Origin of the sequence: Pseudomonas syringae group sp. J248-6 (genome assembly GCF_032586995.1) — a bacterium.
In the GTDB taxonomy this organism is placed as follows: Bacteria; Pseudomonadota; Gammaproteobacteria; order Pseudomonadales; family Pseudomonadaceae; genus Aquipseudomonas; species Aquipseudomonas amygdali.
In genome coordinates, this window is record NZ_JAWHOP010000002.1 from 113,075 (window position 1) to 136,786 (window position 23,712).

Here is a 23,712-nt window from a genome sequence, read left to right on the forward strand (position 1 = left end):
AAAAATGCGTATCGAAATCGTTGTCGACGTGAAGACCACGCTGGGCGAAGGCCCGGTCTGGGATGTCGAGCAACAGCGTCTGTACTGGATCGACAGTTTCGACGGTCGTGTTCTGAGCTGTACGGATGACGGGCGCGAGTTGCGAGCCTGGGATGTCGGCCAGAAAATCGGTTCCATGGCCCTGCGCAGGAATGGCGACGCGGCGCTCGTCGCGTTGCAGAGCGGCATCTACAACCTTGATTTGCCGACCGGTGATCTCGAGCTGATAGTCGACCCCGAACCGGGGCTGCCCGACAATCGACTCAATGATGGCAAGGTCGATCGGCAGGGCCGGTTCATCGTGGGCTCGATGGACACGCAGGAGGATCAGGCCAGCGCCAGGCTGCATCGCCTCGACCCGGACCTGAGCCTGCACACGCTGGATGAAGGCATCATCGTGTCCAACGGACCGTGCTGGAGCCCGGGCGGTGAAACCTTTTATTTCGCTGACACCTGGTCCGGGGATATCTGGGCCTATGACTACGACAACGCCAGCGGCGCAGTTGCCAACAGACGAACCTTCGCCAAGGTCGACACCTCAGCAGGAGGCGCGGCGGATGGCTGCACCGTCGATGCCGAAGGCTGCCTGTGGCAAGCGCTGGTCTACGCCGGAAAACTGGTGCGCTACACCCCGGACGGGCAGGTGGATCGCATCATCGACATGCCCGTGAAGAAAGTGACGAGCCTGAGCTTCGGCGGACCGAACCTGGACACGCTGTATGTCACTTCCATGGCCAGGCCGCCGTTGCCACGCTTTCCGGAAGATGGCCAGCAACGCGGTGCCTTGTTTGCGATCACCGGGCTGGGCGTGCAAGGCATCGCTGAACGGCGCTTTGCCAGTTAACCCGTCAACAGACTGAACCTGAACGTTAAGGACGACTGACCCTTTCTCGCTTGGGCGTGCCTGGCACGCCTGGAGAGTTCCCATGCCAAATAACAAGAATGCATCGCTGGGCAAGATTCACCGGTTTTCGTGGGTGTCGTTGTTGGTCTGCTGGATGATCTGGATTCTGAATGCCTATGACCGCGAGATTGTATTGCGCCTGGGGCCAACGATTTCCAAGCATTTCGAATTGTCTGCGGACCAGTGGGGTACGGTGGCCACCGTCGTCATGCTGGCTCTGGCCGTTCTCGATATTCCAGGCTCTATCTGGAGTGATCGTTACGGCGGCGGCTGGAAGCGGGCACGCTTTCAGGTGCCATTGGTACTGGGCTACACCGCATTGTCCTTTCTCTCAGGCTTCAAGGCGTTGAGTGGCAGCCTTGCGAGTTTCATCGCCTTGCGGGTGGGTGTGAACCTGGGGGCTGGCTGGGGCGAACCGGTCGGGGTCAGTAACACGGCTGAATGGTGGCCGGTGGAGCGCCGCGGTTTTGCTCTGGGCGCACACCACACCGGTTACCCCATCGGCGCGATGCTCAGTGGCATTGTCGCCAGCTTCGTGATCAGCACCTTCGGTGAGGAAAACTGGCGTTATGTATTCTTCTTCGCCTTCGTGGTAGCTCTGCCGCTGATGATCTTCTGGGCGCGCTACTCGACGGCCGAGCGCATCACCAAACTGTATGTGGACATTGCCGCCAAAGGCATGACCCCGCCGGACAGCACGCCGTCGACCAACGTCAAAGGCCAGGTCTGGAAGTCAGTGAAGGCCACGCTGAGTAACCGCAATATCGCCCTGACAGCCGGTAACACCATGCTCACGCAGGTGGTGTACATGGGGGTGAACATTGTCCTGCCAGCCTATCTGTACAACATCCTCAACCTGTCGTTGGCCGAATCGGCAGGAATGAGCGTCGTATTCACGCTGACGGGTATCCTCGGGCAACTGATCTGGCCTTCTTTGTCGGACATCATTGGTCGGCGCATAACCCTGATCATTTGCGGTCTATGGATGGCGGTCAGTGTTGGTGCCTTTTACTTCGCCAACACCATCCTGATCGTCATCGCCGTGCAACTGCTTTTCGGCCTGGTCGCCAATGCCGTCTGGCCCATCTACTACGCGGTTGCGTCCGACTCTGCACAACCCTCTGCAACGTCGACCGCCAACGGCATCATCACCACGGCGATGTTCATCGGCGGCGGTATTGCACCGGTACTCATGGGCACACTGATTTCCATGGGCGGCGGCTGGACCAGCCTCAGTGGCTATACAGTGTGCTTCTTCGTGATGGCGGGCTGCGCGCTGGGCGGGGCGTTTCTACAACTGTTTTCTCATCGGCCGGAAGTGTTGGCGGTGCAGCGCGGAGTGTGAGGCTGGCGCCGACTTTTCATACAGAACCCAAGACGCAGGCCAGGGAAAAAGATGTTTAAAGGTCTGCCTATTACTGCTCCGCAGGATGTATGTAGGGCTAACACGTGTAGCCCTACAATAACATGCAGGATAGGAGGGATTTTGGCTCAACCCGCCAACCCCCGCGCAGTCCCCAAATCGGTAATCAACACATCCAGATACCCCCCCAACAACGCTCCTCTGATCGCCTGCACCTTCCTCACCCCCCCAGCCAACCCCAGCACGCGATTGATCGACCGCAGCTTCGGCAAGCCCATCGACACCACAAACTCTTCATCCTCTTCCAGCACCGGTTTGCCCTGGGCATCAAAATACCGCAGGCAGATATCACCCACCGCACCCCGTTCAGCGAGCACGCGCAGCATGTCTTCGGTGTAGTAGTTGCCGCTGTTGCGCAGCAGTTGTGACGGTTCGAGCTCGCCAATACCCACGATGGCGAGGGTGATGCTGTCGAAGCGCTGGAGGACTTCTTTGACTTCTTCCATTTCGACGATGCGCTGTTTGCTTTCTACCGATTGCTCGATGCTCTGCGAAGGCAGCAGGAAGGCGGGGCAGTTGAGGAGGGTGGCCAGACGCTGGGTGAGCAGGGTGGCTTCAAAGGCACCTTTATTGCCGACGCCACCGAGCAGTTGCACGACTTCCTGGGCACTTTGTTTGCCAGGCTGGGGGTGCATGTGGCTGACCATCGCGCGGATCGTGCTGCTCCAGGAGGAGATACCGATGTGGTCCTGAGCGCTAAGGCTGGTTTCCAGGTAATGCGCGGCGGCCGAGCCGATGGCTTGTTTGATGCTTTCTTCGTTGTCCGGCTCGGTGGCTTCGACGACGATCACCTGGCGTATGCCGTACAGGGTCTGCAAGCGGCTTTCCAGCTCCAGGTGCAGGCCTTGCGGGCGCATGACGGTGATTTTTACCACGCCTTCCTGCAACGCACGGCGCAGGGCGCGGCTGATGAAGGATTGGGACAGGTCGAGGCGGGTGGAAATCTCGGACTGTTTGAGTCCTTCTTCATAATAGAGGCTGGCGATCTTGCTCATCAGCCGTTGTTCTTCGATCTGGCTCATGCAGGCCCCAAAAAATGATAGCGATATCCAAAGTGGCGGCGAGGATACCAAACTGGCAGCGGGTCGTGCCTACCTGACCGGTCAGGACATGATCAGCCCGCCGTCGATATTGATTGCCTGACCGGTCAGGTAGGCGGCGTCATCCGAGGCCAGGAATGCGACCAGCCCGGCGACGTCCGAGGGTTTTCCGGCGCGACGCATGGGGATGTTGCGGACCCACTCGGCCATCAGTTCGCCCTTGGCATAGCGTTTTTCTTCGGTGCCGAGGATTTCACCCCAGACGCGGTCGTTGTAGTCCCACATTTCGCTTTCGATGATGCCTGGGCAGAAGGCGTTCACCGTGATGTTGTGCCGTGCCAGTTCCAGCGCCAGGCTTTGGGTGATGCCGATCACGCCCATTTTGCTCGCGGCGTAATGTGGAGTGTAGATGAAGCCCTGACGGCCCTGGCCTGAGGATGTGTTGATCAGCCTCCCGCTGCCTTGTCTGACCATGTAGCGGGCGGCTTCCCGGCAGCCGAGCCAGACGCCGGTGGTGTTGACCTGCAGGACCTTGTCGAAGTCTGCGCGGGGCATGCTTTCGCAATGGTCGATGGTGATGATGCCGGCGTTTTGCACCGACACATCAATGCTGCCGAAGCGCTCGTTGGCGATCTGGTAGAGGCGCTGTATGTCGGCCTCATCGGTAACGTCGATGCCCAGTGCCAGGCTGTTGACCGAGTATTCGCTGGCCAGTTGCTCAGAGGTGAACGTCACCCGTTCGAGGTCGTTGGAGGCCAGCACCAGATTGGCACCTTCCTGAGCGAAGCGCTCGGCGATGCCTGCACCGATGCCTCGGCAAGCGCCGGTGATGACCACGGTTTTTCCGCTGAAACGTTGATACATATGCGTGCTCCAGTAGTTGAAAGGACTGGCTCACCAGCAGACAAATCCGCCGTCCACCAGCAGATCGACGCCGGTACAGAACGATGAGGCCTGACTGACCAAAAAGACCGCCGGGCCGACCATCTCGTCCACGCTGGCCATACGTCCCATGGGCGTGGTCTGTTCGAATATCTTCACTTGCTCGGCCACTTCCGGCCGTGAATTCATGGGCGTGGCGGTGTAGCCGGGGCTGATGCAGTTGACCCGTAAACCCTTGTCTGCCCATTCCATTGCCAGGCTTTTGCTGAGGTGAATGACGCCCGCTTTCGAGGCGTTGTAGTGGGCTTGCAGCAACCCACGATTGACGATACTGCCGGACATCGAGGCGATATTGACGATGGCGCCTTTTCCGCGTGGCAGCATGACCGCCGCCTGGGCCTGGCAACTGAGAAAGATGCCGGTGAGGTTGATGTCGAGCATGGTTTGCCAGCGTTGCAGTTCCAGGTCTTCGGCGGCCTGCGCGTTGGCGATCCCGGCACAGTTGACGGCCACGCTGAGCGCGCCCAGTTCAGTTTCGGTACGCGCGATGGCTGTATCCAGCGTCGCGCGGTCGGTGACAGTACCTTGCAGGGCAAGCGCGCGTCGGCCCAGTGCGTTGATGCGTTCTACGGTGTCGCCGATGCCCGCGCTGCCTGGCAAGTCAAAGCACGCCACGTCAGCGCCGGCCTCGGCAAGGCCGACTGCAATGGCCTGGCCAATGCCGCTGCCGGCTCCGGTCACAAAGGCCACCTGGCCATCCAGACGAAAAAGTTGCATGTCGTTCTCCACGTAATCAGTGTGTTGACTCTCAGGCGGTGGCCATTTCCATGACTGACACCGGTGTCGCTTCGCCACGTTCAAGGATGCCCATCTGCCGGCCACGGCTCATGACCATGACCCGGTGTGACAAACCCAGCACTTCGTCGAGGTCGGAACTGACCACGATCACGGCCATGCCGGTTGCCGCCAGCTCGGCGATCACCTCGTAGATCGCCGCCCGCGCACCGACGTCGATGCCTCGGGTCGGCTCGTCGAGAATGAACACCTTGGGGTTACGGGCCAGCCATTTGGCGATGATGACTTTCTGCTGATTGCCGCCGGACAGGCTGTCGATTCGCTGCTCGGGCGCGCCTTTTACGCCGAGGCGCGAAATGGCGTTTCGGGCAAACGCGTGCAGGCTTTTGGGCGATACCCAGTTGCCGCTGTGCAACAGATCGGTGTTGCCATAGACCAGGTTGTCTTCGATACGGTGCTCGACCACCACGCCTTGTTGCTTGCGGTCTTCAGGCACCAGCACCACGCCCGCCTGAATTGCTTGCGAGGGGGAGTGCAGTTGAACGGTTTCGCCATCCAGTTGCATGTGGCCCTGAATATCCCTGGCTGCGCCTGCAATCACCCGAATCAGTTCGGTTCTGCCTGCACCAACCACTCCAGCGATGCCGAACACTTCACCGGCGCGTACGCTGAAGTCGATGCCATGCAAGGCGAACTCGCGGCAGGCGAGGTCCTTGACCTGCAGCATCACTCTGTCCTGCGGCGCTTGCAGGACGGGGAAGATACGTTCCAGGCTGCGCCCGACCATTTGTTCGACCAGTTCGCGCACGGGCACCTGTGCAGTGGCATGGAGCGCGATCTGTCGGCCATCGCGCAGTACCAGAATACGGTCGGCGATTCGCGCGATTTCTTCCAGGCGATGGCTGATATAGATGAACGACACGCCTTCAGCCTTGAGGCGCTCGACCTGTTGAAACAGCAGCTCGGTTTCTTCACCGCCAAGAGCGGCGGTGGGCTCGTCGAGAATCAGCAGGCGTGCGTTCAGGGTCAGGGCTTTGGCGATCTCGACCAGTTGCTGTGCAGCGACGCTTAAACCCTCGACCTTGCGCGAAGCTGACACGTCGAGGCCGAGGCGTTCCAACTGCTTCTGTGCCTGCGCTTGCATGTAGTCCCGGTCGACCTTGCCGTGGCGCATGGGCAGCCGCCCGACAAAGATGTTTTCGGCAATCGACAACTGCGCCAGCAGGCGAATCTCCTGATGAATCAGGCCGATGCCAGCGCCCAGCGCCGCGCCCGGAGAGGCTGGCGCGTAATCCTCGCCGAGCCAGCTCATGGAGCCTCCCGCTTCAGGCTGCACAAGGCCCGCGATAATCGACGACAAGGTCGATTTGCCTGCGCCGTTTTCACCGAGCAGGGCGAGCACTTCACCTGGCCGCACGTCGACATTGATCTGTGAAAGCACCTGCACCGGGCCGTAAGTCTTGCCAATGTTACGCAGGCACAGCACTGCTGCAGGTGTGACCTCAGGGTTGTGGAGCGTCGGGTTATCCAGAGCAGCTTGCATGGCGGACTCCGTGGCTCAAGGGTGCTGTTGCAGGAAAGGCGCGACGTTGTCTTTGGTAGTCAGCACGGTTTCCAGCAGTTGTTCCTTGGGCACGGCTTTGCCAGCCTTGAGGTCAAGTGCGGAGGCAACGGCCATGCGCCCCATCTTTTGCGTCTGCTGGGTCATGGTCGCTTGCAGCACGCCGCTTGCCACCGCCTTGAGGCCTGCCACGTCGCCGTCAAAACCGACTACGACCACCGGTTGCCCGAGGTTGGCGACTTTTACCGCCTGTGCAGCACCGAGGGCCATCGCGTCAGCGCGACCGAAAAAGACGCTGATGTTCGGGTCACGCTGCAACAGGTCCTGAGCGACTGCAAAGCCCTTGTCCTGCGCCCATTCGGCAGGCTGCTCGGCAACGACCTTGAGTCCGGGAAAGCCTTTCAAGCCTTCCTGGAAACCTTTCGCCCGATCGTTTTCCGGGGTTGTGCCCAACTGCCCTTGAAGGATGGCGATGCGGCCTTTGCCGCCAGTCACCTTGCCTACGTATTCGGCAAGCGTGCGCGCACCGGCCACGCTGTCGCTGGCAATAAACGTGTCGCCGGGCGCGTCAGGCGCATTGCGGTCCACAGCGATTACCGGAATCCCGGCAGCCTTGGCGGCCTTGACTGGCACGCCCGCGGCAGTGGCACCTGCGGGAATGTAGATCAACGCATCAATCTGGCGGGTGATCAGGTCCTCAATCTGGCTGACCTGAGTCGATGAATTGCCCTGCGCATCGACGGTAATGATCTTCACCCCGCGGGCTTTGCCTTCGGCTTCGACCGACTGTTTGATCTGGTTGAAGAAGTCAGCCTGCAGATTGGCTACGGCCAGGCCGATGGTCAGCTCTTTGGCCCAGGTCGAGCCTGCTGTGGTGAGTGTGGCGGCGGCCAGGGCCGTGGCGAGGAGCAGTTTTTTGGTCATGAACATGGCGGTGACTCCTGATTTTATTGTTGGGGATGTCAACATCGGTCAAACACAAAACGACAACGCTTAGTGAGCACTGTTGGAGCGACGACGCAAGGTATCGATGGTCACGGCGAGGGCAATGACCACGCCGATAACGACCTGTTGAATGAAGGGCGAAACGCCAAGCAGGTTGAGGCCGTTGCGCAGCACGCCGATGATCAATACACCGACCAGCGTGCCACCGACGCTGCCGACACCGCCGCTGAGACTGGCACCGCCGATAACCACTGCGGCGATGGCGTCCAGCTCCAGCGTCAGCCCGGCGCTGGGTTGCGAGGAGTCGAGGCGGGCGGCCATCGTCACCGCGGCGATGCCGGCAAGCGCGCCGCTGATGGCGTACACCCATAAAGTGATGGCTCGCACCTTGATCCCTGAAAGCCTCGCTACTTCAGGGCTGCCGCCAATGGCGTAAAGGTTGCGCCCACCGGCCCGAAAACGCAGGAATACCCAGGCCACGCCCAGCATGACCAGAAACAGCCCGACTGTGGCCGACAGAAAGCCGAAATGGCGCACGGTGGCCAGGCTGGTGAACCACTCCGGATAACCGACTATCTGCCGACCTTCGGTAAGAATGTTTGCCAGGCCTCGGGCGACCGACATCATGGTCAGTGTGGCGATAAAGGCGGGCAGTCTGGCGTAGGTAATCAGCAATCCGGAAACCAGCCCGGCGAGCATGCCGGTCGCTATGGCTACCGGGATCGCCAGGCCCAGCGCCAGGCCTTGGTCCTGATACAGCCAGCCCAGCATCATCATCGAAAACGCCAGCACCGAACCGACAGACAGATCGATGCCGCCGATGACGATCACCGCCGTCATGCCGATGGCGAGAATGCCCAGCACTGTCACCTGGTCAAGGATGTTCAGACCGTTGCGCAGGGTGAAGAAGAATTCGGAGCTGAAGGAAAAGACCACCAGCAGCAGGGCCAGGCCAATCAATGGCCCACCGATGTTGTCAGGCAGCAGCTTGAGCAACCACGCACGACCTGACGGTTTTGCGGCGGCCTGATGAGCAGGGGCTTTGGCGTCCATGGGGGTCTCCGGATTTATTGTTGTTGGAGTTTGTTCTGGCTGCTTGAATATATATGCATGCCTGACTGTTAATTCAGATTCCGTCTCCGGCTGAGCAAAGTCAAGCGGTTTAATTTTCTTCAATCCTTGCGAATACACCTCAAACGTCCCTGTGAGCCTCAAGACAGAGCCTCGCGCAGCTGATTCAAATGTCGTCGGCAAAAAATGTAATCAACGTTTTTTGATTTTTCAGGTGCGCGCCTGCTTGACCTGTTGGGCGATCGGCGTCTAAATATAAATATATTTTCAGTGCTGAATAAATATTCAAGTGCTTTTCAGAATAATGAATCACCGCGTGGCTAGCCCCGCAGGAGCCGCTCCATGAATGCCTTTCGCTACGATGCCCAGCAGATCAAAGAACAGGCACGCCTGATCAGGCGTAATGTCATCACCCTCAATGCCGGATCGCCTGCGGGAGGGCACACGGGGGCTGACCTTTCGGAAACCGACATTCTTGCAACCCTGTATTTCCGTATTCTCGATATCAGCCCCGAGCGCATCGAAGACCCTGCGCGCGATATCTACATCCAGAGCAAAGGCCATGGCGTCGGTGGTCTGTATTGCTGTCTGGCCCAGGCCGGTTATATCCCCGAAGCGTGGCTGCCCGAGTATCAGCATTTCAATTCGCGTCTGCCGGGCCACCCGGTGCGGCAGAAAACGCCGGGCATCGAGCTCAATACCGGTGCATTGGGCCACGGTCTGCCGGTTGCGGTAGGCCTGGCGCTGGCGGCGAAGATGTCCGGGAGCACCAAACGAATCTACGTGCTGACCGGCGACGGCGAACTGGCGGAAGGCTCGAACTGGGAGGCGGCAATGGCAGCCGCCAAGTACGGCCTGGACAACCTGTTTGTGATCGTCGACAAGAACAAGCTGCAACTGGCGGGCCTCACGGCAGAGATCATGCCGCTGGACCCGCTGGATGAGAAATGGGCGGCGTTTGGCTTCACGGTCAGCGAATGCGATGGCAACGATGTCGGGCAACTGGTGACGGCGCTGGAGCAGATGCAACTGCGCAAAGGCGCGCCTCAGGTGCTGATCGCCCACACCATCAAAGGCAAGGGCGTGTCGTTCATCGAAGGGCGATCCGAATGGCACCACCGGGTGCCGAAAGGTGATGAAGTCAGCGCAGCACTGGAGGAGTTGAATCATGTCGAGTGAGCATTTTGCCAGCGTGATGGTGGACGCGTTTATCGCGGCCGTCGACGAAGGTCTGGACCTGGTGCCAGTGGTCAGCGACTCGACGTCCACCGCCAAGATCGCCCCCTTCATGCAGCGTTTTCCGGAGCGGGTAATCAATGTCGGCATCGCTGAGCAGTCGCTGGTCAGTGTGGCGGCGGGCCTGGCGCTGGGGGGCAAGATCGCTGCCACCTGCAACGCTGCGCCGTTCCTGATTTCCAGGGCCTGCGAGCAGGTCAAGGTTGATGTCTGCTACAACCAGGCCAATGTGAAAATGTTCGGGCTCAATGCGGGCACCAGCTATGGGCCGCTGGCGAGTACCCACCATTGCCTGGACGACATCTCGGTCATGCGCGGCTTTGGCAACGTACAGATTTTCGCGCCGTCCGACCCGCTGGAGTGCCGGCAGATCATTTATTACGCCCTGCGTTATCACGGCCCGGTGTACGTCCGCCTCGATGGCAAGCCGCTGCGTGAACTGCATGACCCCAGCTACCGCTTCGTACCCGGAAAAGTCGATATTCTGCGCCGTGGTTCAGACCTGACCATCGTCGCGCTGGGTTCGGTGGTGCATGAAGCGGTAGACGCTGCGGCGCGGTTGGCGGAGCAGGGGCTCGACGCGCAGGTCATCAACCTTTCTTCGATTCGTCCACTGCAACGTGATGCGCTGCTCAACGCCTTGAGCGGCAGTCGCGGGGTGATTACTGTCGAAGAACATAACATCAACGGCGGGCTCGGCAGCCTTGTGGCCGAATTGCTCGCCGAGAACGCGCTGGGCATCACCCTGATTCGCTTGGGCATTGGTGACGGTGAGTACGCAGCAGCCGGTGCCCGTGAGCCGACGCGTGCCTTGCATGGCATTGATGCGGACGGCATTGTCGCGGCCGCTGCACGTTTGCGTTAGGGGCATTTCTGCATGTCGAGCAACCAGACCATGAATGAACACTCCCCGCTGATTCTGGCCATCGATGAAGGCACCAGCAATGCCAAGGCCGTGCTGGTCAACGAACAGGGGCAAGTCGTCGCCCGTGGTTCACGGCCCTTGAGTATCAGCCACCCGCAAGCCGGTTATTCGGAGCAGGACCCATTGCTGATCTGGCAAGCCACGCTTGAGGCGATTGCAGACTGCATGACTGGTCTGCAGCGTCCGATCAGCGCACTGGCCATCAGCAATCAGCGCGAGTCGGTGGTGGCGTGGGACCGGACGAGCGGGGCACCCTTGTCGCCTTGCATCAGTTGGCAATGCCGTCGTTCCTTGCCGCTGTGCACCGAGCTGCATGCCCAGGGTCACGAAGCCATGATTCTGAGCAAAACCGGGTTGGCCCTCGACCCGATGTTCTCCGCTGGCAAAATGCGCTGGATTCTCGATCACCTGGACGACGGTCACGCTCGCGCGGCAGCAGGGGAAATCTGCCTGGGGACCATCGACAGCTGGTTGCTCTGGAAACTCAGCGCAGGGCAAGCTTTCGCGACCGACTGCTCCAACGCGGCACGCACCCAGTTGTTCAACCTGCAGACCTGTGACTGGGATCCGCAATTGCTTGAGCTGTTTTCGATCCCTGCTGCTGCACTGGCCAGCATTCAGCCCAGTGCCGGTCTGTTTGCTCATACCGTGGCGGTCGGCGGGCTGGACGCCGGTATTCCGATTCTGTCGATGATCGGCGATTCGCATGCTGCGCTTTATGGGCAGGGCGGTTTTGCCCCCGGATTGGTCAAGGCGACCCTGGGCACCGGCTCTTCGCTGATGACGCCAATGGCCGGGCCTATCGCCTCCAGCCACGGTCTGTCGACGACACTGGCCTGGCATGATGGCGCAGCATCGACTTACGCAATGGAAGGCAACATCGTACACACCGGCGCAGCGGTGCAATGGGCCGCGCGACTGGTGGCCGGAGAATCCATGGATGCCCTGAGCGAACAGGCCACGCAATTGGCCGACAATGGCGGCGTGTACTTTGTACCGGCGCTGTCCGGTCTGGGCGCGCCGCACTGGCAGGCTGAAGCCCGCGGGCTGATCTGCGGCCTGACGGAGGGGGCTTCCGGCGCCCACATCATGCGTGCTGCGCTGGAGTCCATCGGTTATCAGATTCGCGATGTATTCGATGCGATGCAGGCTGACATCGGCACGCCGCTCAAAGAGCTTTGGGTGGATGGTGGGGTAACCCGCAATCGCTGGCTCATGCAGTTTCTGGCAGATCTGTTGCAATGCCCGGTGATCCGCAGCCTGTCGCCAGAAGTCTCGGCGCTGGGTGCCGCGCACCTGGCGGGCAAAGCCCTCGGCCTCTGGAATAACGCCGCCGACCTGCAAGCGCTGGAAAGACAGCGTGAACGCTTCGACCCCGTTCCCGGCAGGAATCTGCAGGGTTTGTATCTGGAATGGAAGGAAGCGCTGCGGCGGCTCGTATGTTGAGCGATTAGTATGACTTTTCCGAACTAACGGTGTACTTACCTTACTGATATTCTCCGCTCAAAAGGCGCAAAAGAGTCATTGCACCACGCATGTCCAAACTTATATAGAAAATTAATGACGTTTTTCTAACGTCAATATGTTAGCGATTTATGGGTGGTTAATTTGAATGTTGGTCGTCATTTAAATTAATTTCTTTAGCCTTATCATCGGGTTGACTAAAGCAGCATGCCATTCATGCAGTGTGTTTAAAGCCGGACCCTAAAGTTACGGAAAGCACGGGCGACAATACGGATGTCGAAACGACATCACTCGCGCAGAATAGTTCCATTACCTCTGTCGACTAGGTAGCTCATCACCCTGCCACGGACAGGCACGGCTAAGGATTAACATCATGTTCAGCAAGCTCAGCATCTCGCAAAAGCTGTACTTCAGCTTCGTTGCTATAGTCGTTCTAATCGCCGTGCTGGTGTTCAGTGCATACAGAGGCTTCGAGCAGGTTGAGGACGCTACCAACAGCAACGTCCATACCTATCAGGTACTCAGTGATGCACAACTGGCTCTTGAGCAACTGATTAACATCGAAACGGGTATGCGAGGCTTCGTCATCTCCTCGAAAGATGCGTTCCTCGAGCCGCAGGTAGCAGGTGAAAAGCGCTTTACCGAAGAACTCGATTCGCTCAAGCGCCTGACCGCCGATAACCCGGAGCAACAGCGTCGTCTGGCCTCGCTGGGTGAAATTCAGAAGCGCTGGCTCGATGAAGATATCCATCCGATCATCGCTCTGCGCCGTGACCTGACCGCCCGCAACATGTCCGATGACGAGCTGGACAATCGCATCACCTCCGGTGCCGATAAGGCCAAGATGGACAGTATGCGCGCGGTGTTGGCTGAAATCAGCGCCACCGAGAACAAGCTTCTGGTGCAAAGAACCCAGAATATGCTGGACGCAAAGCATTTCGCTATCATGATTCTGATGTGTGGCGGCCTTGCGGCAGCGCTGCTCTCGGCTATCCTGGCCACCGCATTGGGGCGCAGCACTACAGCACGCCTGCAACTGGCCATCGATGCTGCAACGGCAATTGCCAATGGCAAGCTGGACACGGTAATCGACACCAGCAGCCACGACGAACTGCCGAAAGCGTTCGATCGCATGCAAAACCGCCTGCGTGAGATGATTCAACAGATCAGCCAGGCAGCCAATCAACTGGTAATCGCCGTGCAACAGATCTCCGGTGCTTCCGAGCAGCTTTCCGGTGCAATTCAGGAACAGTCGACGTCTGCGTCGATGATGGCGGCCACCATTGAAGAGCTGACCGTCAGCATCCACCACGTTTCCGAAAATGCCGATGAGGCGCATCAACTCGCCAGTCGTTCGGGTCAGCAGTCAAAGGATGGTGCGCAGGTCATCGAAAATACGCTGTCCAGCATGAACGGCATTGCCAAGACCGTGCAGCTGTCGTCAACACAGGTCGCAGGCCTGGGTCAGCACTCCGAGCACATTTCATCGATCATCAGCGTGATTCAAGGCATTGCCGACCAGACCAACCTGCTGGCGCTCAACGCGGCTATCGAAGCGGCTCGTGCCGGTGAGCAGGGTCGCGGCTTCGCAGTGGTTGCCGATGAAGTGCGCCTGCTGGCGCAGAACACTGGCAAGTCCACCAAGGAAATTGCCGGAATGATCGAGAAAATTCAGGCAGGCGTACGCGAAACGGTCGAGAGCATGCGCAGCGGTGTTCAGGAAGTGAATCAGGGTGTGGAGATGGCTGGCACGGCCGGTCAGGCCATCATCGAGATTCGCGACAGTTCGGGCAAGGTTCTGCAAGTGGTCGACCAGATATCCTTTGCACTGCGTGAGCAAACCGCAGCCAGCCAGGATGTGGCACGTAATGTTGAGCGTTCTGCGCAAATGGCCGAACAGAACAACATGTCGGTTCAGGAACTGCTCAAGACCAGCGGCGGGCTGAAAAACCTGGCTACCAGTCTGCAACAGGAAGTGGGGAAATTTAAGCTTTAAGACGGCCTGACAAGCGAGTCGGTAAATAGATTCGCAGCAGCAAAGAAACGCCCGGTATCAGGCAATTGGCTGATACCGGGCGTTTTCGCATTCATGTAAAGGAAATGGCAGCACAGGACTGGCGCTTTGCTGCTTTACCGCTGCGCCAGAATACTCCCCAACAACCCCGGAAAGCGGCTCTCCAGCACCTGCGTGCGCAACGAATTCATATGCGTGGTGCCGATGTTTCGCGTCTGCACAAGCCCGGCATCCCGTAAAACACGAAAGTGGTGGGACATGCTGGATTTCGGCCGGCCACCGTCCAGCTCACCGCAGGTGGCTTCGGCGACACCCGCAAGGTAGCGCACAATTTCCATGCGCACCGGGTCGCTCAAGGCGTAGAGCACGCGTTCAAGGGAGAGGTCTTCTGGATCGGGGTGTTGGAAGGTTCGCATGGTGCGAATGATATCAAGGCTTCCGTTGATTGCCATAGTTCGATTATCATCGAACAACTGAAATCAAAAGTCATCTGGCCTACGGGAGCTTTTAATGTCTGCATTGTTCGAACCCTTCAAACTGAAAGACGTGACGCTGCGCAACCGAATCGCCATTCCACCGATGTGCCAATACTCGGCAATCGACGGGGTAGTCAATGACTGGCACCACGTTCACCTCGCAAGCATGGCGCGTGGCGGTGCAGGTTTGCTGGTGGTTGAGGCCACCGCGGTTGCACCGGAGGGGCGCATCACCCCCGGTTGCACCGGTATCTGGAACGATGAGCAGGCGCAGGCGTTCGTGCCGATCGTCAAAGCCATCAAGGACGCAGGTTGCGTGCCGGGCATCCAGATCGCCCACGCAGGACGCAAGGCCAGTGCCAATCGTCCATGGGAAGGCGACGACCACATTGTCGCTTCCGATTCGCGCGGTTGGGACACCATCGCGCCTTCCGCCATTGCGTTCGGTGCCAACTTGCCAAAAGTCCCGCGCGCCATGACCCTGGAAGACATTGCCCGCGTTCGTCAGAACTTCGTCGATGCCGCCCGTCGTGCTCGTGATGCCGGCTTTGAGTGGATCGAACTGCACTTTGCCCACGGTTATCTGGGGCAGAGCTTCTTCTCCGAGCACTCCAACCAGCGCACCGATGCATACGGCGGCAGCTTCGATAACCGCAGCCGTTTCCTGCTTGAAACGCTGGCAGCGGTGCGTGAAGTCTGGCCGGAAAACCTGCCATTGACAGCACGCTTTGGCGTACTTGAGTACGACGGTCGTGACGAACAGACCCTCACCGAATCGATCGAACTGGCACGTCGCTTCAAGGCCGGTGGCCTGGACCTGTTGAGTGTCAGCGTCGGTTTCAGCACGCCAGACGCCAACATTCCGTGGGGGCCTGCGTTCATGGGGCCGATTGCCGAGCGTGTGCGCCGTGAAGCGGATATTCCGGTGACCAGCGCCTGGGGTTTTGGCGAGCCGAAACTGGCTGAAGAAGCGGTTAAATCCGGTCAGCTTGACCTGGTTTCGATAGGCCGTGCGCATCTGGCCGACCCGCACTGGGCGTACTTCGCAGCGAAAGAGCTGGGTGTCGAAAAATCGGCCTGGACCCTGCCTGCGCCTTACGCTCACTGGCTTGAGCGTTATCGCTGAGCCAGTGTGACGACCGGGGCTGCATCACTCTGCATCAGCCCCGGTGCCACGATCGAACCCGCGCTGTTTCACTTGCGCCGCACCCGCGGCGCAATGCCGGTCAGTTGCTGGCGAGCGCACGCCCAGGCCAGGTGCAGGGCGCTGCGCAATGCCACGGCATCGGCGGTCATAATGCGCACAGATACGCCGCAATCATTCGGCAGCGCGCTGACGCCCAGATAGCTCTCTGGGACGACGCGCAATGCGTCGCGCAAGGCCCGTTTCACATCCTCTACAGGTAAACCCTGTCCTACCAGCATGAAGGTCGCCAAGGCCTGTAGCTCAGCGCTTACGCCTGGCAAACGCCGTTGCAGGTCTTCGCCGGTCAACGCCAGCCGATCACCGGCGAGCAGTTTTCCGGCCGGGCAGTGGATCTGCAGATCGGCGCGGTAGAAGCCGGGTAAGCCCTCGCTGCCTTGGGGCGTGTGCAGGCAGAAAGCGTCGCACAACGTGACCCGCGCATCGGGGTGCAAGGTCACATTTACCATGCTGTGCAGCTGCGTCTGCGGAAACAAAATGGTGGCCATCGGCAGGTACTCCAGCAGCGCGCCAGGTTCGGCGACCAGCGTGACGGTCTGCCGTGCGGACCGTTCCAGCATGCTGTGCGCGACCGTCGCAGCGCCGGTGCTGACGTGCACCTGTGTGCCTGGCCCTGCGTGCAGATGCAGGTGCAGGGCTTCGCCTGCGAACAGCCCCCCCGAGCACGATTGCAGGTAGACCGCCGCCATGCCGGGCGGGTCCTGTGGCAGTTTCAGCGTGCGGCCCAGATGGAAGGGGTAGCCGACCTCCTGACGTGACACATAACTGGCCCCCGAAGGCGCTTTGCTGAAGGCAATATGCGCCGTGGTTTTGGTCTGGACGGGCAGTAACGTTTGATGGGCGTTCATGGGCGGTCGAACAATACGGCGCGGCTTATCGCTTCAACCACTGCGTCGACACCTTCACCGGTGCCGCAGTTGGTAAACAGGACGGGCCGGCCGTTTCGCGCGTCCGCCGATTCGCGCCGCATGCGTGGCAGATCAACGCCCACATAAGGCGCCAGGTCATATTTGTTGACCACCAGCAGGTCACAGCTCAATACGCCGGGGCCACGTTTGCGCGGTATGTCGTCACCGCCCGCGACGTCGATGACGAAGATCCAGTAGTCCACCAGGTCCAGCGAAAAGGTCGAGGCCAGGTTGTCGCCGCCTGACTCGATCAGCACCAGGTCGAGATTGCCGAAACGTGCTTCCAGCTCGTCAGCCATTTGCAGGTTGAGGGTTGGGTCTTCGCGAATGGCGGTGTGCGGACAGGCACCGGTTTCCACTGCGCGCACCCGTTGCGGGTCGATAAGGCCACTGCGCTGCACGCGCTCGGCATCCTCGCGAGTGGCCAGGTCATTGGTGATGATCGCAAGCTCGATGCCACGCGCGATAAAACGTGGAATCAGTTGTTCCAGCAAACGGGTTTTTCCGGAGCCTACCGGGCCGCCGATTCCGACTCGGGCAGCGCCGGGGTGAGGCTGGACATCGGTGTGCGTGGCGGGTGCATTCAAGGGCAGGCTCATCGTCGGGTTTCCTGTGTGGTCGAGGTTCAGCGCAGCATGTAGCGCTGCGCGAGGGGCACTTCGCTGACCGGTTCGCAGTAAAGGCGCTCGCCGTCGGCATACACGTCGAAGGTCTGCGGGTCGACGCGGATGTCCGGGCAGGCATCGTTGTGCAACATGTCCGACTTGCGCAGGGTGCGCGTGCCGAACGCGGGCAGCAGTTGCTTCTTGAGCCCCAGGCGCGTTGCAGTGTCGGCCTCGACGGCGAGGCGGTTGACGAAATTGACCGACAGCGCCTGCTTCGCCTCGCCAAACGCCCCCCATTGCGGGCGCATCACCAATGGCTCGCAGGTGTACAGCGAGGCGGCGGAATCGCCCATCACGCCATGCACAATAAAGCCGCCCTTGACCACCAGTTCCGGCTTGATGCCAAAGAACGCCGGTCGCCACAGCACCAGATCGGCCAGTTTGCCGGGCTCCAGCGAGCCGATGTAGCTGTCGATGCCGAACACCCGCGCAGCGTTGATGGTGTATTTGGCGATGTAGCGCTTGATCCGCTCGTTGTCGCCCAGTGCCGTGGTTTCTTCCGGCAGGCGGCCGCGTTGGTCTTTCATTTTCGACGCCAGTTGCCAGGTGCGGCAGATCACCTCGTTGATGCGCCCCATGCCCTGGCTGTCAGAGCCGAGAATCGAAATGGCGCCAGTGTCGTGAAGAATGTCTTCAGCGGCGATGGTTTGTGGCCGTACCCGCGATTCGGCGAATGCCACGTCTTCCGGTACGTCCGGATTGAGATGGTGGCAGACCATGATCATGTCCAGGTGTTCGTCGAACGTGTTCACCGTGTAAGGGTTGGTCGGGTTGGTGGAGGAGGGTATGCAGTTGCTTTTACCCGCCACACTGATGATGTCCGGGGCGTGTCCGCCGCCTGCGCCTTCTGTGTGGTACATGTGGATGGTGCGGTCGCCGATGGCCGCCAGTGTGTCTTCGAGAAACCCGGATTCATTCAGCGTGTCGGTGTGCAACTGGACCTGAAAATCGTATTCGTCGGCGACCTTCAGGCAGGTGTCGATCACCGCAGGCATGGCACCCCAGTCTTCATGGATCTTCAACCCCAGACAGCCACCGCGCAGTTGCCCGAGCAGCGACTCGGGCTTGCTTGAATTACCGCGCCCCAGAAAGCCGAAGTTGATCGGCCATGCTTCGGCGGCCTGTAACATCTTGCCGACATTCCATTCCCCGCCACAGTCGATGCCGACCGTGATCGGTCCCAGTGAACCGCCGATCAGGGTAGTCAGGCCCGCCGCCAGCGCGTGGTCGCAGAGTTGCGCCGAGTCGAAATGCACATGCACGTCGATACCGCCGGGGGTAACGATCAGGCCCTCGGCATCGCGCACGGTAGTAGCGACGCCGCAGATCAGTTGTGGGTGTACGCCGTCCATGATCTGCGGATTGCCTGCCTTGCCAATCGCGACGATCTTGCCGTCCTTGATGCCGATGTCGCCTTTGACGATACCGATCACCGGGTCGATGATCAGCGCGTTGCAGATCAGCATGTCCAGGGCACCGTCGGCGCTGTCATGACCGGGCATCAGGCCCATGCCGTCGCGCAGGGTCTTGCCGCCGCCGTGCAGGCACTCGTCGCCGGGCACCGAGTAGTCGAATTCGACTTCAGCCAGCAACGAGGTGTCGCCCAGGCGCACTGCATCGCCTGTAGTGGGGCCGTACATGGCCGCGTATTCCTTGCGGGTCATCGTCGCCATGCTTCAGGCTCCCTTGAAATGTTGGGCGCGGGCACGCTCCAGCGCTGTCTGTTTGCAGGCCGGGTCGTGCAGGTTGCCATTGGTCAGGCCGCTGAAGCCGTGAATGTCACCAGTACCGCCGAACTGCACCAGTTGCACTTCGCGCAGCTCGCCCGGTTCGAAACGCACCGCCGTGCCTGCGGGAATGTCCAGGTGCATGCCGAAGGCCGTTTCGCGCGGAAAATCCAGCGCTTTGTTGACCTCGAAGAAATGGTAGTGACTGCCGATCTGCACCGGCCTGTCACCCGTATTGATCGCGCGCAGGGTCGCGGTCGGTCGGCCGCTATTGAGCTGGATGTCGCTGTCCGGCGAGAGTATCTCGCCAGGTGTCGGCATGAGCGTAAGCGGCAGTTTGCCCGGCCTGATGGGCTGGTGCACGGTGACCAGCTTGGTGCCGTCCGGGAAGGTGCCTTCCACTTGCAGCACGGGCAGCAGGTCGGCGACGCCTGGCATCACATCATCGGTATTGAGAATGGTCGAGCCGAACCCGATCAGCTCGGCAACACTTCGGCCTTCGCGTGCGCCTTCAAGAATCTCGTCGGCAATCAGGGCCGAGGCTTCCGGGAAATTCAGGCGCAGGCCCTTGCTGCGGCGTTTGCGTGACAGTTCGGCGGCGGTATATAGCGTCAGTCGTTCAAGCTCGGTGGGGGTCAGCAGCATGACAGGGCTCCCGGTAGGGTGGCTGGCTCAATTGGCAAACAGGCGCAGGTCCTGGGTTTCGTGGCGCATCACGGCGATTTCGGCCATGGGCGTGAAACCACAGGCGTCGTCCGGGGTGGGTGGCTCCATTGCGAGAAGTTCGGTGATCAGCGGCTGGATATTGGTCAGGACCCGTTGCCCATCGATATGGCCAATGACCCCCAGGCGCACGGCGGCGCTGACCAGCCCGGTACACAAACCGTGCGCCGCCGCCAGCTGGCAGTGATCGCGCTGCATGCCCAGACGGTTCCAGAGCAAGCCCTGCACAACTGGCAAATGCCCCGGCGCGTTACCCGCCAGAACCTGCTGTTGATAAGCCGCCGCATCCTGCATGCCCAACGCGACGTGCACGGCCAGCAATGCCTGGCCTACACGCCGTGAGCCCTGACGCAGTTCCTCGGCGAGGGTCAAGGCTTCGATCTGCGCGTCCATGGCCATCAACGCAGGCTGGTCATCGGCCGTGCGCCATGCAGCAAGTAGAAATACCCGGTCAAAACTGTTCCAGCGGTGGCGCAACTGGCCTTCGACAAAGCCGTGCACCTCGGCACTGCGGTTGAGGCGAACGGTTCGCTGTCGGCGGCGCGGCACGACGACTTCGCCATTGCCGAGATACCCGTCAGCCAGCAGGGTTTCCAGGCCCCACGACCATGCCACCGCGCCACCGGGAAAGAAGCTGTCGGCCTGTTGCAGGGCCAGCAGCAGGCTGCTCATGGCGTTCATGCGCATCGCACCCGGCCGTCCGCAAGCATGGGGGCCAGACGTTCAAGGTAATCGGCTTGCGGGCCATTGAGCGGTATTTGCAGGATGTCACCGGCAAAGCGCACCGCCCAATGCATGTTGCCTGCGAAATAACCCAGCTCCAGCGCCGCCGCTGCGTCCCTTGGCAACAGGTCGAGGTATTCCTGATCCTGCATCTGCACGACGATGGCGCGTTGACTGTCGAGCATCAGCACCGAGCCGTTGCGCAGCTGCTGGTGACGCTCAAGGCGAATGGCGCAGTCGGTGCCCCGATCACTGGCCAGGCGCAGGCGATGGCGCTGAATGTCACTGCCGGACAGGCTCAGGGTTTCGACCTGGCCGGCGTGGCTCAGGTCATGCAGGCGGTCGGCAAGGGCAGGGTCGCTGGCCTGGCCCAGAATGCGGTCGAGTATCAGCATGGCGATGGCTCCTGTGCTCTGTTCAGATGGTCAGGTAGCGCAGGATGCGCTCGCGGTCGACGGTTTCGCGGACTTCGCTATGCACGAATTCGCCTTTCTCGATGATCAGATAGCGGTCAGCCACGGCCATGGCGAACGACAGCACCTGCTCGGAAACAATCAGCGAAAATCCGCGCTCCTTTTTCAGCAGATTGAGGGCCTTGGCGATGTCCTTGATGATCGAGGGCTGGATGCCTTCGGTGGGTTCATCGAGGATCAACACCTTGGGGTTGGAAACCAGCGCCCGGGCGATGGCCAGCTGTTGCTGCTGACCGCCGGAGAGGTTGCCGCCCTTGCGCCGACGCATTTCGAACAACACCGGAAAGTATTCGTAGACGTAGTCGGGGATCGGCGCAGCGGGTGCGCCCTGCATGCCGGTGAGGATATTTTCCTCGACGCTCAGGTAGGGGAAGATCATCCGCCCCTGCGGTACGAAACCGACCCCGGCTGCAACCCGCTCATAGCTCTTGCTGCCAGTCAGTTCCTGCCCGGCCAGTGTGATGCTGCCGCTGCGGGTCGGTAGCATGCCCACCAGGCTTCTCAGCAGCGTGGTCTTGCCCATGCCGTTACGGCCCATGATCGCCAGCGACTCGCTCGGTGCAAGCTCCAGGCTGAGGTCGCGCAACACATGGCTGTCGCCGTAATACACATTGAGGTGAGAGACATTCAGCATGTTCAGTGCCCCAGGTAGACGTCGATGACGCGAGGATCGTTCTGCACCTGATCCATCGAGCCGTAGGCCAGGGTTTTGCCCTGATGCAGGACGGTGACCTTGTCGGCCACCGATTTCACGAACTCCATGTCGTGCTCGATGATGACCATTGCCCGGCCCTTGGCGATGAGCTTGAGCAGGCCAGCGGTTTTCTCCCGCTCGCCAGCGCTCATGCCGGCCACGGGCTCATCGAGCAGGAGCAGTTCCGGACGCTGCATCAACAGCATGCCGATCTCCAGCCACTGTTTCTGGCCGTGGGACAACAGCCCGGCCTTGCGTCCCAGCTGGTCCTTGAGAAAGATCATTTCGGCGGTCTGATCGATTTCGGCATTCAGCGCTGCGTTCTTCCCGGCGAACAGGCAGTTGAAGATGCCGCGCTTGTCCGGCGAGGAAATGTCGAGGTTTTCACGCACGGTGAGGTCTTCGTACACCGACGGGTTCTGAAACTTGCGGCCCACGCCTGCGCGAGTGATCTGGTACTCGATCATGTTCGCCAGTTGCAGGTCCTTGAAGCGGATGCTGCCTGCGCTCGGGCGGGTCTTGCCGCAGATCATGTCGAGCAGGGTGGTCTTGCCCGCGCCGTTGGGGCCGATCACCACATGCACCTGATTTTCCTCGACATAGAAGTTGAGGTTATCGACCGCCTTGAAGCCATCGAACGATACGGTCAGGTCTTCGACACTCAGTAACATTGCGCTCATGACTGCGCCTCCTTGTTACTCAGGCGTTGCAACAGCCCGGCGAGGCCGGTCGGCAGGAACAGCACCACCGCCATGAACAGAAAGCCGATGAAGTATTGCCAGAAGCTGACGAAGTTCTCCGACAGGTAAGTCTTGGCTGCACCGATCAGCAGCGTGCCGTATACCGCGCCGACCAGTGAAAGGCGACCGCCCAGCGCGGCATAGATCACTATTTCCGTGGACGGAATGATGCCCACCAGCGATGGCGACGCCAGACCAACCTGCAGGGTGAACATCACGCCGCCCAGCGCTGAAATAAGGGCCGCCACGGCAAAGATGAAGGCCTTGAACAACGCAGTGTTGTAGCCGGAAAAACGTACCCGGTCTTCGCGGTCACGGATCGCCACGACGACCTTGCCCAGGCGGCTGCGCAGAATGAAACCGCACATTGCCACACTGGCCAGCAGCAACAGCGTGGTGATCAGGTAGAGAATCCAGGGCGTCTGGGGGGCTTGCAGGCTCATGCCGAAGGCGGTCTTGAAGTCGGTCAGACCGTTGACACCGCCGGTGTAGCCCTGCTGGCCGATGATCATGATCGACATGATCGAGGCCAGTGACAGGGTAATGATCGAGAAGTACACGCCACCGACGCGCTTCTTGAAATAGGCATAGCTGAACAGAAACGCCAGCAGCGAAGGCAGGATCAGGATCGCTGCGAGGGTGAAGGTGGCCGATTCGAACGGTTTCCACCACCAGGGCAGGGCTTCGACGCTGTTCCAGATCATGAAGTCCGGCAGCGCCGAGCCGTAGAAAGCGGCGAGGGCGCTGGCGGCTTCGTCCGTGGCAGTGGCTTCCAGTTTCAGGTACATCGCCATCATGTAACTGCCCAGGCCGAAGAAGATCCCCTGGCCGAGGCTGAGAATGCCGCCGTAGCCCCAGATCATCACCATGCCCACGGCGCAGAACGCCAGGCTCAGGTATTTGCCCGCCAGCCCCAGACGGAAATCGCCCAGCAGTAGCGGCAATACCACCAACAACAGCAGTGATAGCCAGATCAGGCTGTAACGCTCGATCAGCGACAACCAGCCACCACTCAGCCAGTCTGGTCGGGCTGCTTTGACCGGCGTCCCGGCCAGTGGCTTTTCAGTCATGTTGTTCATC

Annotated in this window: 23 protein-coding genes; 7 read left to right on the plus strand and 16 right to left on the minus strand. The window is 60.2% G+C overall.

Annotation, left to right across the window (positions count from 1 at the left end; genetic code table 11):
• Positions 1-4: 4 nt before the first annotated feature.
• Together RYC17_RS02635 and RYC17_RS02640 are read left to right on the plus strand one after the other, a co-directional pair.
• Positions 5-883, plus strand: a complete 879-nt coding sequence (locus RYC17_RS02635) for an SMP-30/gluconolactonase/LRE family protein (protein WP_058400211.1) — start codon at positions 5-7, stop codon at positions 881-883.
• Between the two features lie 82 nt (positions 884-965).
• Positions 966-2,288 (plus strand): MFS transporter, encoded by a 1,323-nt coding sequence (locus RYC17_RS02640; protein WP_058400212.1) that lies wholly within the window; start codon positions 966-968, stop codon positions 2,286-2,288.
• 146 nt (positions 2,289-2,434) lie between these two features.
• Here RYC17_RS02640 and RYC17_RS02645 read toward each other — a convergent pair whose 3' ends face one another.
• From RYC17_RS02645 to RYC17_RS02670, 6 genes are all read right to left on the minus strand, one after another.
• Positions 2,435-3,388, minus strand: coding sequence for a sugar-binding transcriptional regulator (locus RYC17_RS02645; RefSeq protein WP_058400213.1), 954 nt, complete (start codon positions 3,386-3,388; stop codon positions 2,435-2,437).
• Positions 3,389-3,469: 81 nt separating this feature from the next.
• Positions 3,470-4,270, minus strand: a complete 801-nt coding sequence (locus RYC17_RS02650; RefSeq protein ID WP_058400214.1) for an SDR family oxidoreductase — start codon at positions 4,268-4,270, stop codon at positions 3,470-3,472.
• A gap of 30 nt (positions 4,271-4,300) precedes the next feature.
• On the minus strand, positions 4,301-5,065 hold the full coding sequence (locus RYC17_RS02655; RefSeq protein ID WP_058400215.1) for an SDR family oxidoreductase: 765 nt from the start codon (positions 5,063-5,065) through the stop codon (positions 4,301-4,303).
• A 31-nt stretch (positions 5,066-5,096) separates the two neighbouring features.
• On the minus strand, positions 5,097-6,626 hold the full coding sequence (locus RYC17_RS02660) for a sugar ABC transporter ATP-binding protein (protein ID WP_016981997.1): 1,530 nt from the start codon (positions 6,624-6,626) through the stop codon (positions 5,097-5,099).
• Positions 6,627-6,641: 15 nt separating this feature from the next.
• Positions 6,642-7,574 carry a sugar ABC transporter substrate-binding protein gene (locus tag RYC17_RS02665; RefSeq protein ID WP_057422473.1) on the minus strand — a complete coding sequence of 311 codons (933 nt, stop codon included), beginning with the start codon at positions 7,572-7,574 and terminating at the stop codon, positions 6,642-6,644.
• Between the two features lie 63 nt (positions 7,575-7,637).
• On the minus strand, positions 7,638-8,642 hold the full coding sequence (locus tag RYC17_RS02670) for an ABC transporter permease (RefSeq protein WP_054070966.1): 1,005 nt from the start codon (positions 8,640-8,642) through the stop codon (positions 7,638-7,640).
• 360 nt (positions 8,643-9,002) lie between these two features.
• Here RYC17_RS02670 and RYC17_RS02675 point away from each other — a divergent pair, with 360 nt between their 5' ends.
• The 4 genes from RYC17_RS02675 (at position 9,003) to RYC17_RS02690 (ending at position 14,281) form a co-directional block, all read left to right on the plus strand.
• A complete protein-coding gene (locus tag RYC17_RS02675; RefSeq protein WP_005753658.1) occupies positions 9,003-9,839 on the plus strand; it encodes a transketolase in 837 nt (278 codons plus the stop codon).
• Positions 9,829-10,761 (plus strand): transketolase family protein, encoded by a 933-nt coding sequence (locus RYC17_RS02680; RefSeq protein WP_058400216.1) that lies wholly within the window; start codon positions 9,829-9,831, stop codon positions 10,759-10,761. The genes RYC17_RS02675 and RYC17_RS02680 overlap by 11 nt, the downstream gene beginning before the upstream one ends.
• Positions 10,762-10,791: 30 nt before the next feature.
• Positions 10,792-12,267 carry an FGGY-family carbohydrate kinase gene (locus RYC17_RS02685; protein WP_316902477.1) on the plus strand — a complete coding sequence of 492 codons (1,476 nt, stop codon included), beginning with the start codon at positions 10,792-10,794 and terminating at the stop codon, positions 12,265-12,267.
• A gap of 391 nt (positions 12,268-12,658) precedes the next feature.
• The gene (locus RYC17_RS02690; RefSeq protein WP_058400217.1) at positions 12,659-14,281 is read left to right on the plus strand and encodes a methyl-accepting chemotaxis protein; all 1,623 of its coding nucleotides are present in this window, start codon (positions 12,659-12,661) and stop codon (positions 14,279-14,281) included.
• A gap of 134 nt (positions 14,282-14,415) precedes the next feature.
• On the opposite strand, the gene RYC17_RS02695 is transcribed toward RYC17_RS02690, so the two are convergent.
• Positions 14,416-14,751, minus strand: coding sequence for an ArsR/SmtB family transcription factor (locus tag RYC17_RS02695; RefSeq protein WP_058407599.1), 336 nt, complete (start codon positions 14,749-14,751; stop codon positions 14,416-14,418).
• Between the two features lie 58 nt (positions 14,752-14,809).
• Here RYC17_RS02695 and RYC17_RS02700 point away from each other — a divergent pair, with 58 nt between their 5' ends.
• Positions 14,810-15,901, plus strand: a complete 1,092-nt coding sequence (locus RYC17_RS02700) for an NADH:flavin oxidoreductase/NADH oxidase (RefSeq protein ID WP_058400218.1) — start codon at positions 14,810-14,812, stop codon at positions 15,899-15,901.
• Between the two features lie 68 nt (positions 15,902-15,969).
• Here RYC17_RS02700 and RYC17_RS02705 read toward each other — a convergent pair whose 3' ends face one another.
• Genes RYC17_RS02705 through urtC form a run of 9 tightly spaced genes read right to left on the minus strand, consistent with a single transcriptional unit; the run spans position 15,970 to position 23,711 of the window.
• The gene (locus tag RYC17_RS02705; protein ID WP_122259749.1) at positions 15,970-16,827 is read right to left on the minus strand and encodes an urease accessory protein UreD; all 858 of its coding nucleotides are present in this window, start codon (positions 16,825-16,827) and stop codon (positions 15,970-15,972) included.
• Positions 16,824-17,486: an urease accessory protein UreG gene (gene ureG / locus RYC17_RS02710; RefSeq protein ID WP_316902482.1), complete on the minus strand. Its 663-nt coding sequence runs from the start codon at positions 17,484-17,486 to the stop codon at positions 16,824-16,826. The genes RYC17_RS02705 and ureG overlap by 4 nt, the downstream gene beginning before the upstream one ends.
• A gap of 26 nt (positions 17,487-17,512) precedes the next feature.
• Positions 17,513-19,225, minus strand: coding sequence for an urease subunit alpha (ureC, locus tag RYC17_RS02715; protein ID WP_058400220.1), 1,713 nt, complete (start codon positions 19,223-19,225; stop codon positions 17,513-17,515).
• Positions 19,226-19,228: 3 nt separating this feature from the next.
• Positions 19,229-19,924, minus strand: a complete 696-nt coding sequence (locus RYC17_RS02720) for an urease subunit beta (protein WP_058400221.1) — start codon at positions 19,922-19,924, stop codon at positions 19,229-19,231.
• Between the two features lie 27 nt (positions 19,925-19,951).
• Complete coding sequence (locus RYC17_RS02725; RefSeq protein ID WP_005779762.1) at positions 19,952-20,683, minus strand: urease accessory protein UreF; 732 nt, start codon at positions 20,681-20,683, stop codon at positions 19,952-19,954.
• Positions 20,680-21,120: an urease accessory protein UreE gene (gene ureE, locus RYC17_RS02730; RefSeq protein ID WP_005746865.1), complete on the minus strand. Its 441-nt coding sequence runs from the start codon at positions 21,118-21,120 to the stop codon at positions 20,680-20,682. Before ureE ends, RYC17_RS02725 begins: the two co-directional genes overlap by 4 nt.
• Before the next feature lie 22 nt (positions 21,121-21,142).
• Positions 21,143-21,832 carry an urea ABC transporter ATP-binding subunit UrtE gene (gene urtE / locus RYC17_RS02735; protein ID WP_005746864.1) on the minus strand — a complete coding sequence of 230 codons (690 nt, stop codon included), beginning with the start codon at positions 21,830-21,832 and terminating at the stop codon, positions 21,143-21,145.
• A gap of 2 nt (positions 21,833-21,834) precedes the next feature.
• Positions 21,835-22,572 (minus strand): urea ABC transporter ATP-binding protein UrtD, encoded by a 738-nt coding sequence (gene urtD / locus RYC17_RS02740; RefSeq protein WP_003367067.1) that lies wholly within the window; start codon positions 22,570-22,572, stop codon positions 21,835-21,837.
• Positions 22,569-23,711, minus strand: coding sequence for an urea ABC transporter permease subunit UrtC (urtC, locus tag RYC17_RS02745; protein ID WP_122259752.1), 1,143 nt, complete (start codon positions 23,709-23,711; stop codon positions 22,569-22,571). Before urtC ends, urtD begins: the two co-directional genes overlap by 4 nt.
• Position 23,712: the final 1 nt, after the last annotated feature.

Coding starts and splice junctions, on each gene's coding strand:
- urtE (WP_005746864.1), bottom strand. CDS start 21,832: ATGCTGAATGTCTCTCACCTCAATGTGTATTACGGCGACAGCCATGTG.
- ureC (WP_058400220.1), bottom strand. CDS start 19,225: ATGGCGACGATGACCCGCAAGGAATACGCGGCCATGTACGGCCCCACT.
- RYC17_RS02660 (WP_016981997.1), bottom strand. CDS start 6,626: ATGCAAGCTGCTCTGGATAACCCGACGCTCCACAACCCTGAGGTCACA.
- RYC17_RS02665 (WP_057422473.1), bottom strand. CDS start 7,574: ATGTTCATGACCAAAAAACTGCTCCTCGCCACGGCCCTGGCCGCCGCC.
- urtD (WP_003367067.1), bottom strand. CDS start 22,572: ATGAGCGCAATGTTACTGAGTGTCGAAGACCTGACCGTATCGTTCGAT.
- RYC17_RS02685 (WP_316902477.1), top strand. CDS start 10,792: ATGAATGAACACTCCCCGCTGATTCTGGCCATCGATGAAGGCACCAGC.
- RYC17_RS02680 (WP_058400216.1), top strand. CDS start 9,829: ATGTCGAGTGAGCATTTTGCCAGCGTGATGGTGGACGCGTTTATCGCG.
- RYC17_RS02670 (WP_054070966.1), bottom strand. CDS start 8,642: ATGGACGCCAAAGCCCCTGCTCATCAGGCCGCCGCAAAACCGTCAGGT.
- RYC17_RS02635 (WP_058400211.1), top strand. CDS start 5: ATGCGTATCGAAATCGTTGTCGACGTGAAGACCACGCTGGGCGAAGGC.
- RYC17_RS02655 (WP_058400215.1), bottom strand. CDS start 5,065: ATGCAACTTTTTCGTCTGGATGGCCAGGTGGCCTTTGTGACCGGAGCC.
- RYC17_RS02675 (WP_005753658.1), top strand. CDS start 9,003: ATGAATGCCTTTCGCTACGATGCCCAGCAGATCAAAGAACAGGCACGC.
- RYC17_RS02720 (WP_058400221.1), bottom strand. CDS start 19,924: ATGCTGCTGACCCCCACCGAGCTTGAACGACTGACGCTATATACCGCC.
- RYC17_RS02705 (WP_122259749.1), bottom strand. CDS start 16,827: ATGAACGCCCATCAAACGTTACTGCCCGTCCAGACCAAAACCACGGCG.
- RYC17_RS02725 (WP_005779762.1), bottom strand. CDS start 20,683: ATGAACGCCATGAGCAGCCTGCTGCTGGCCCTGCAACAGGCCGACAGC.
- RYC17_RS02695 (WP_058407599.1), bottom strand. CDS start 14,751: ATGGCAATCAACGGAAGCCTTGATATCATTCGCACCATGCGAACCTTC.
- ureG (WP_316902482.1), bottom strand. CDS start 17,486: ATGAGCCTGCCCTTGAATGCACCCGCCACGCACACCGATGTCCAGCCT.
- RYC17_RS02690 (WP_058400217.1), top strand. CDS start 12,659: ATGTTCAGCAAGCTCAGCATCTCGCAAAAGCTGTACTTCAGCTTCGTT.
- urtC (WP_122259752.1), bottom strand. CDS start 23,711: ATGAACAACATGACTGAAAAGCCACTGGCCGGGACGCCGGTCAAAGCA.
- RYC17_RS02650 (WP_058400214.1), bottom strand. CDS start 4,270: ATGTATCAACGTTTCAGCGGAAAAACCGTGGTCATCACCGGCGCTTGC.
- RYC17_RS02645 (WP_058400213.1), bottom strand. CDS start 3,388: ATGAGCCAGATCGAAGAACAACGGCTGATGAGCAAGATCGCCAGCCTC.
- RYC17_RS02700 (WP_058400218.1), top strand. CDS start 14,810: ATGTCTGCATTGTTCGAACCCTTCAAACTGAAAGACGTGACGCTGCGC.
- ureE (WP_005746865.1), bottom strand. CDS start 21,120: ATGCTGATACTCGACCGCATTCTGGGCCAGGCCAGCGACCCTGCCCTT.
- RYC17_RS02640 (WP_058400212.1), top strand. CDS start 966: ATGCCAAATAACAAGAATGCATCGCTGGGCAAGATTCACCGGTTTTCG.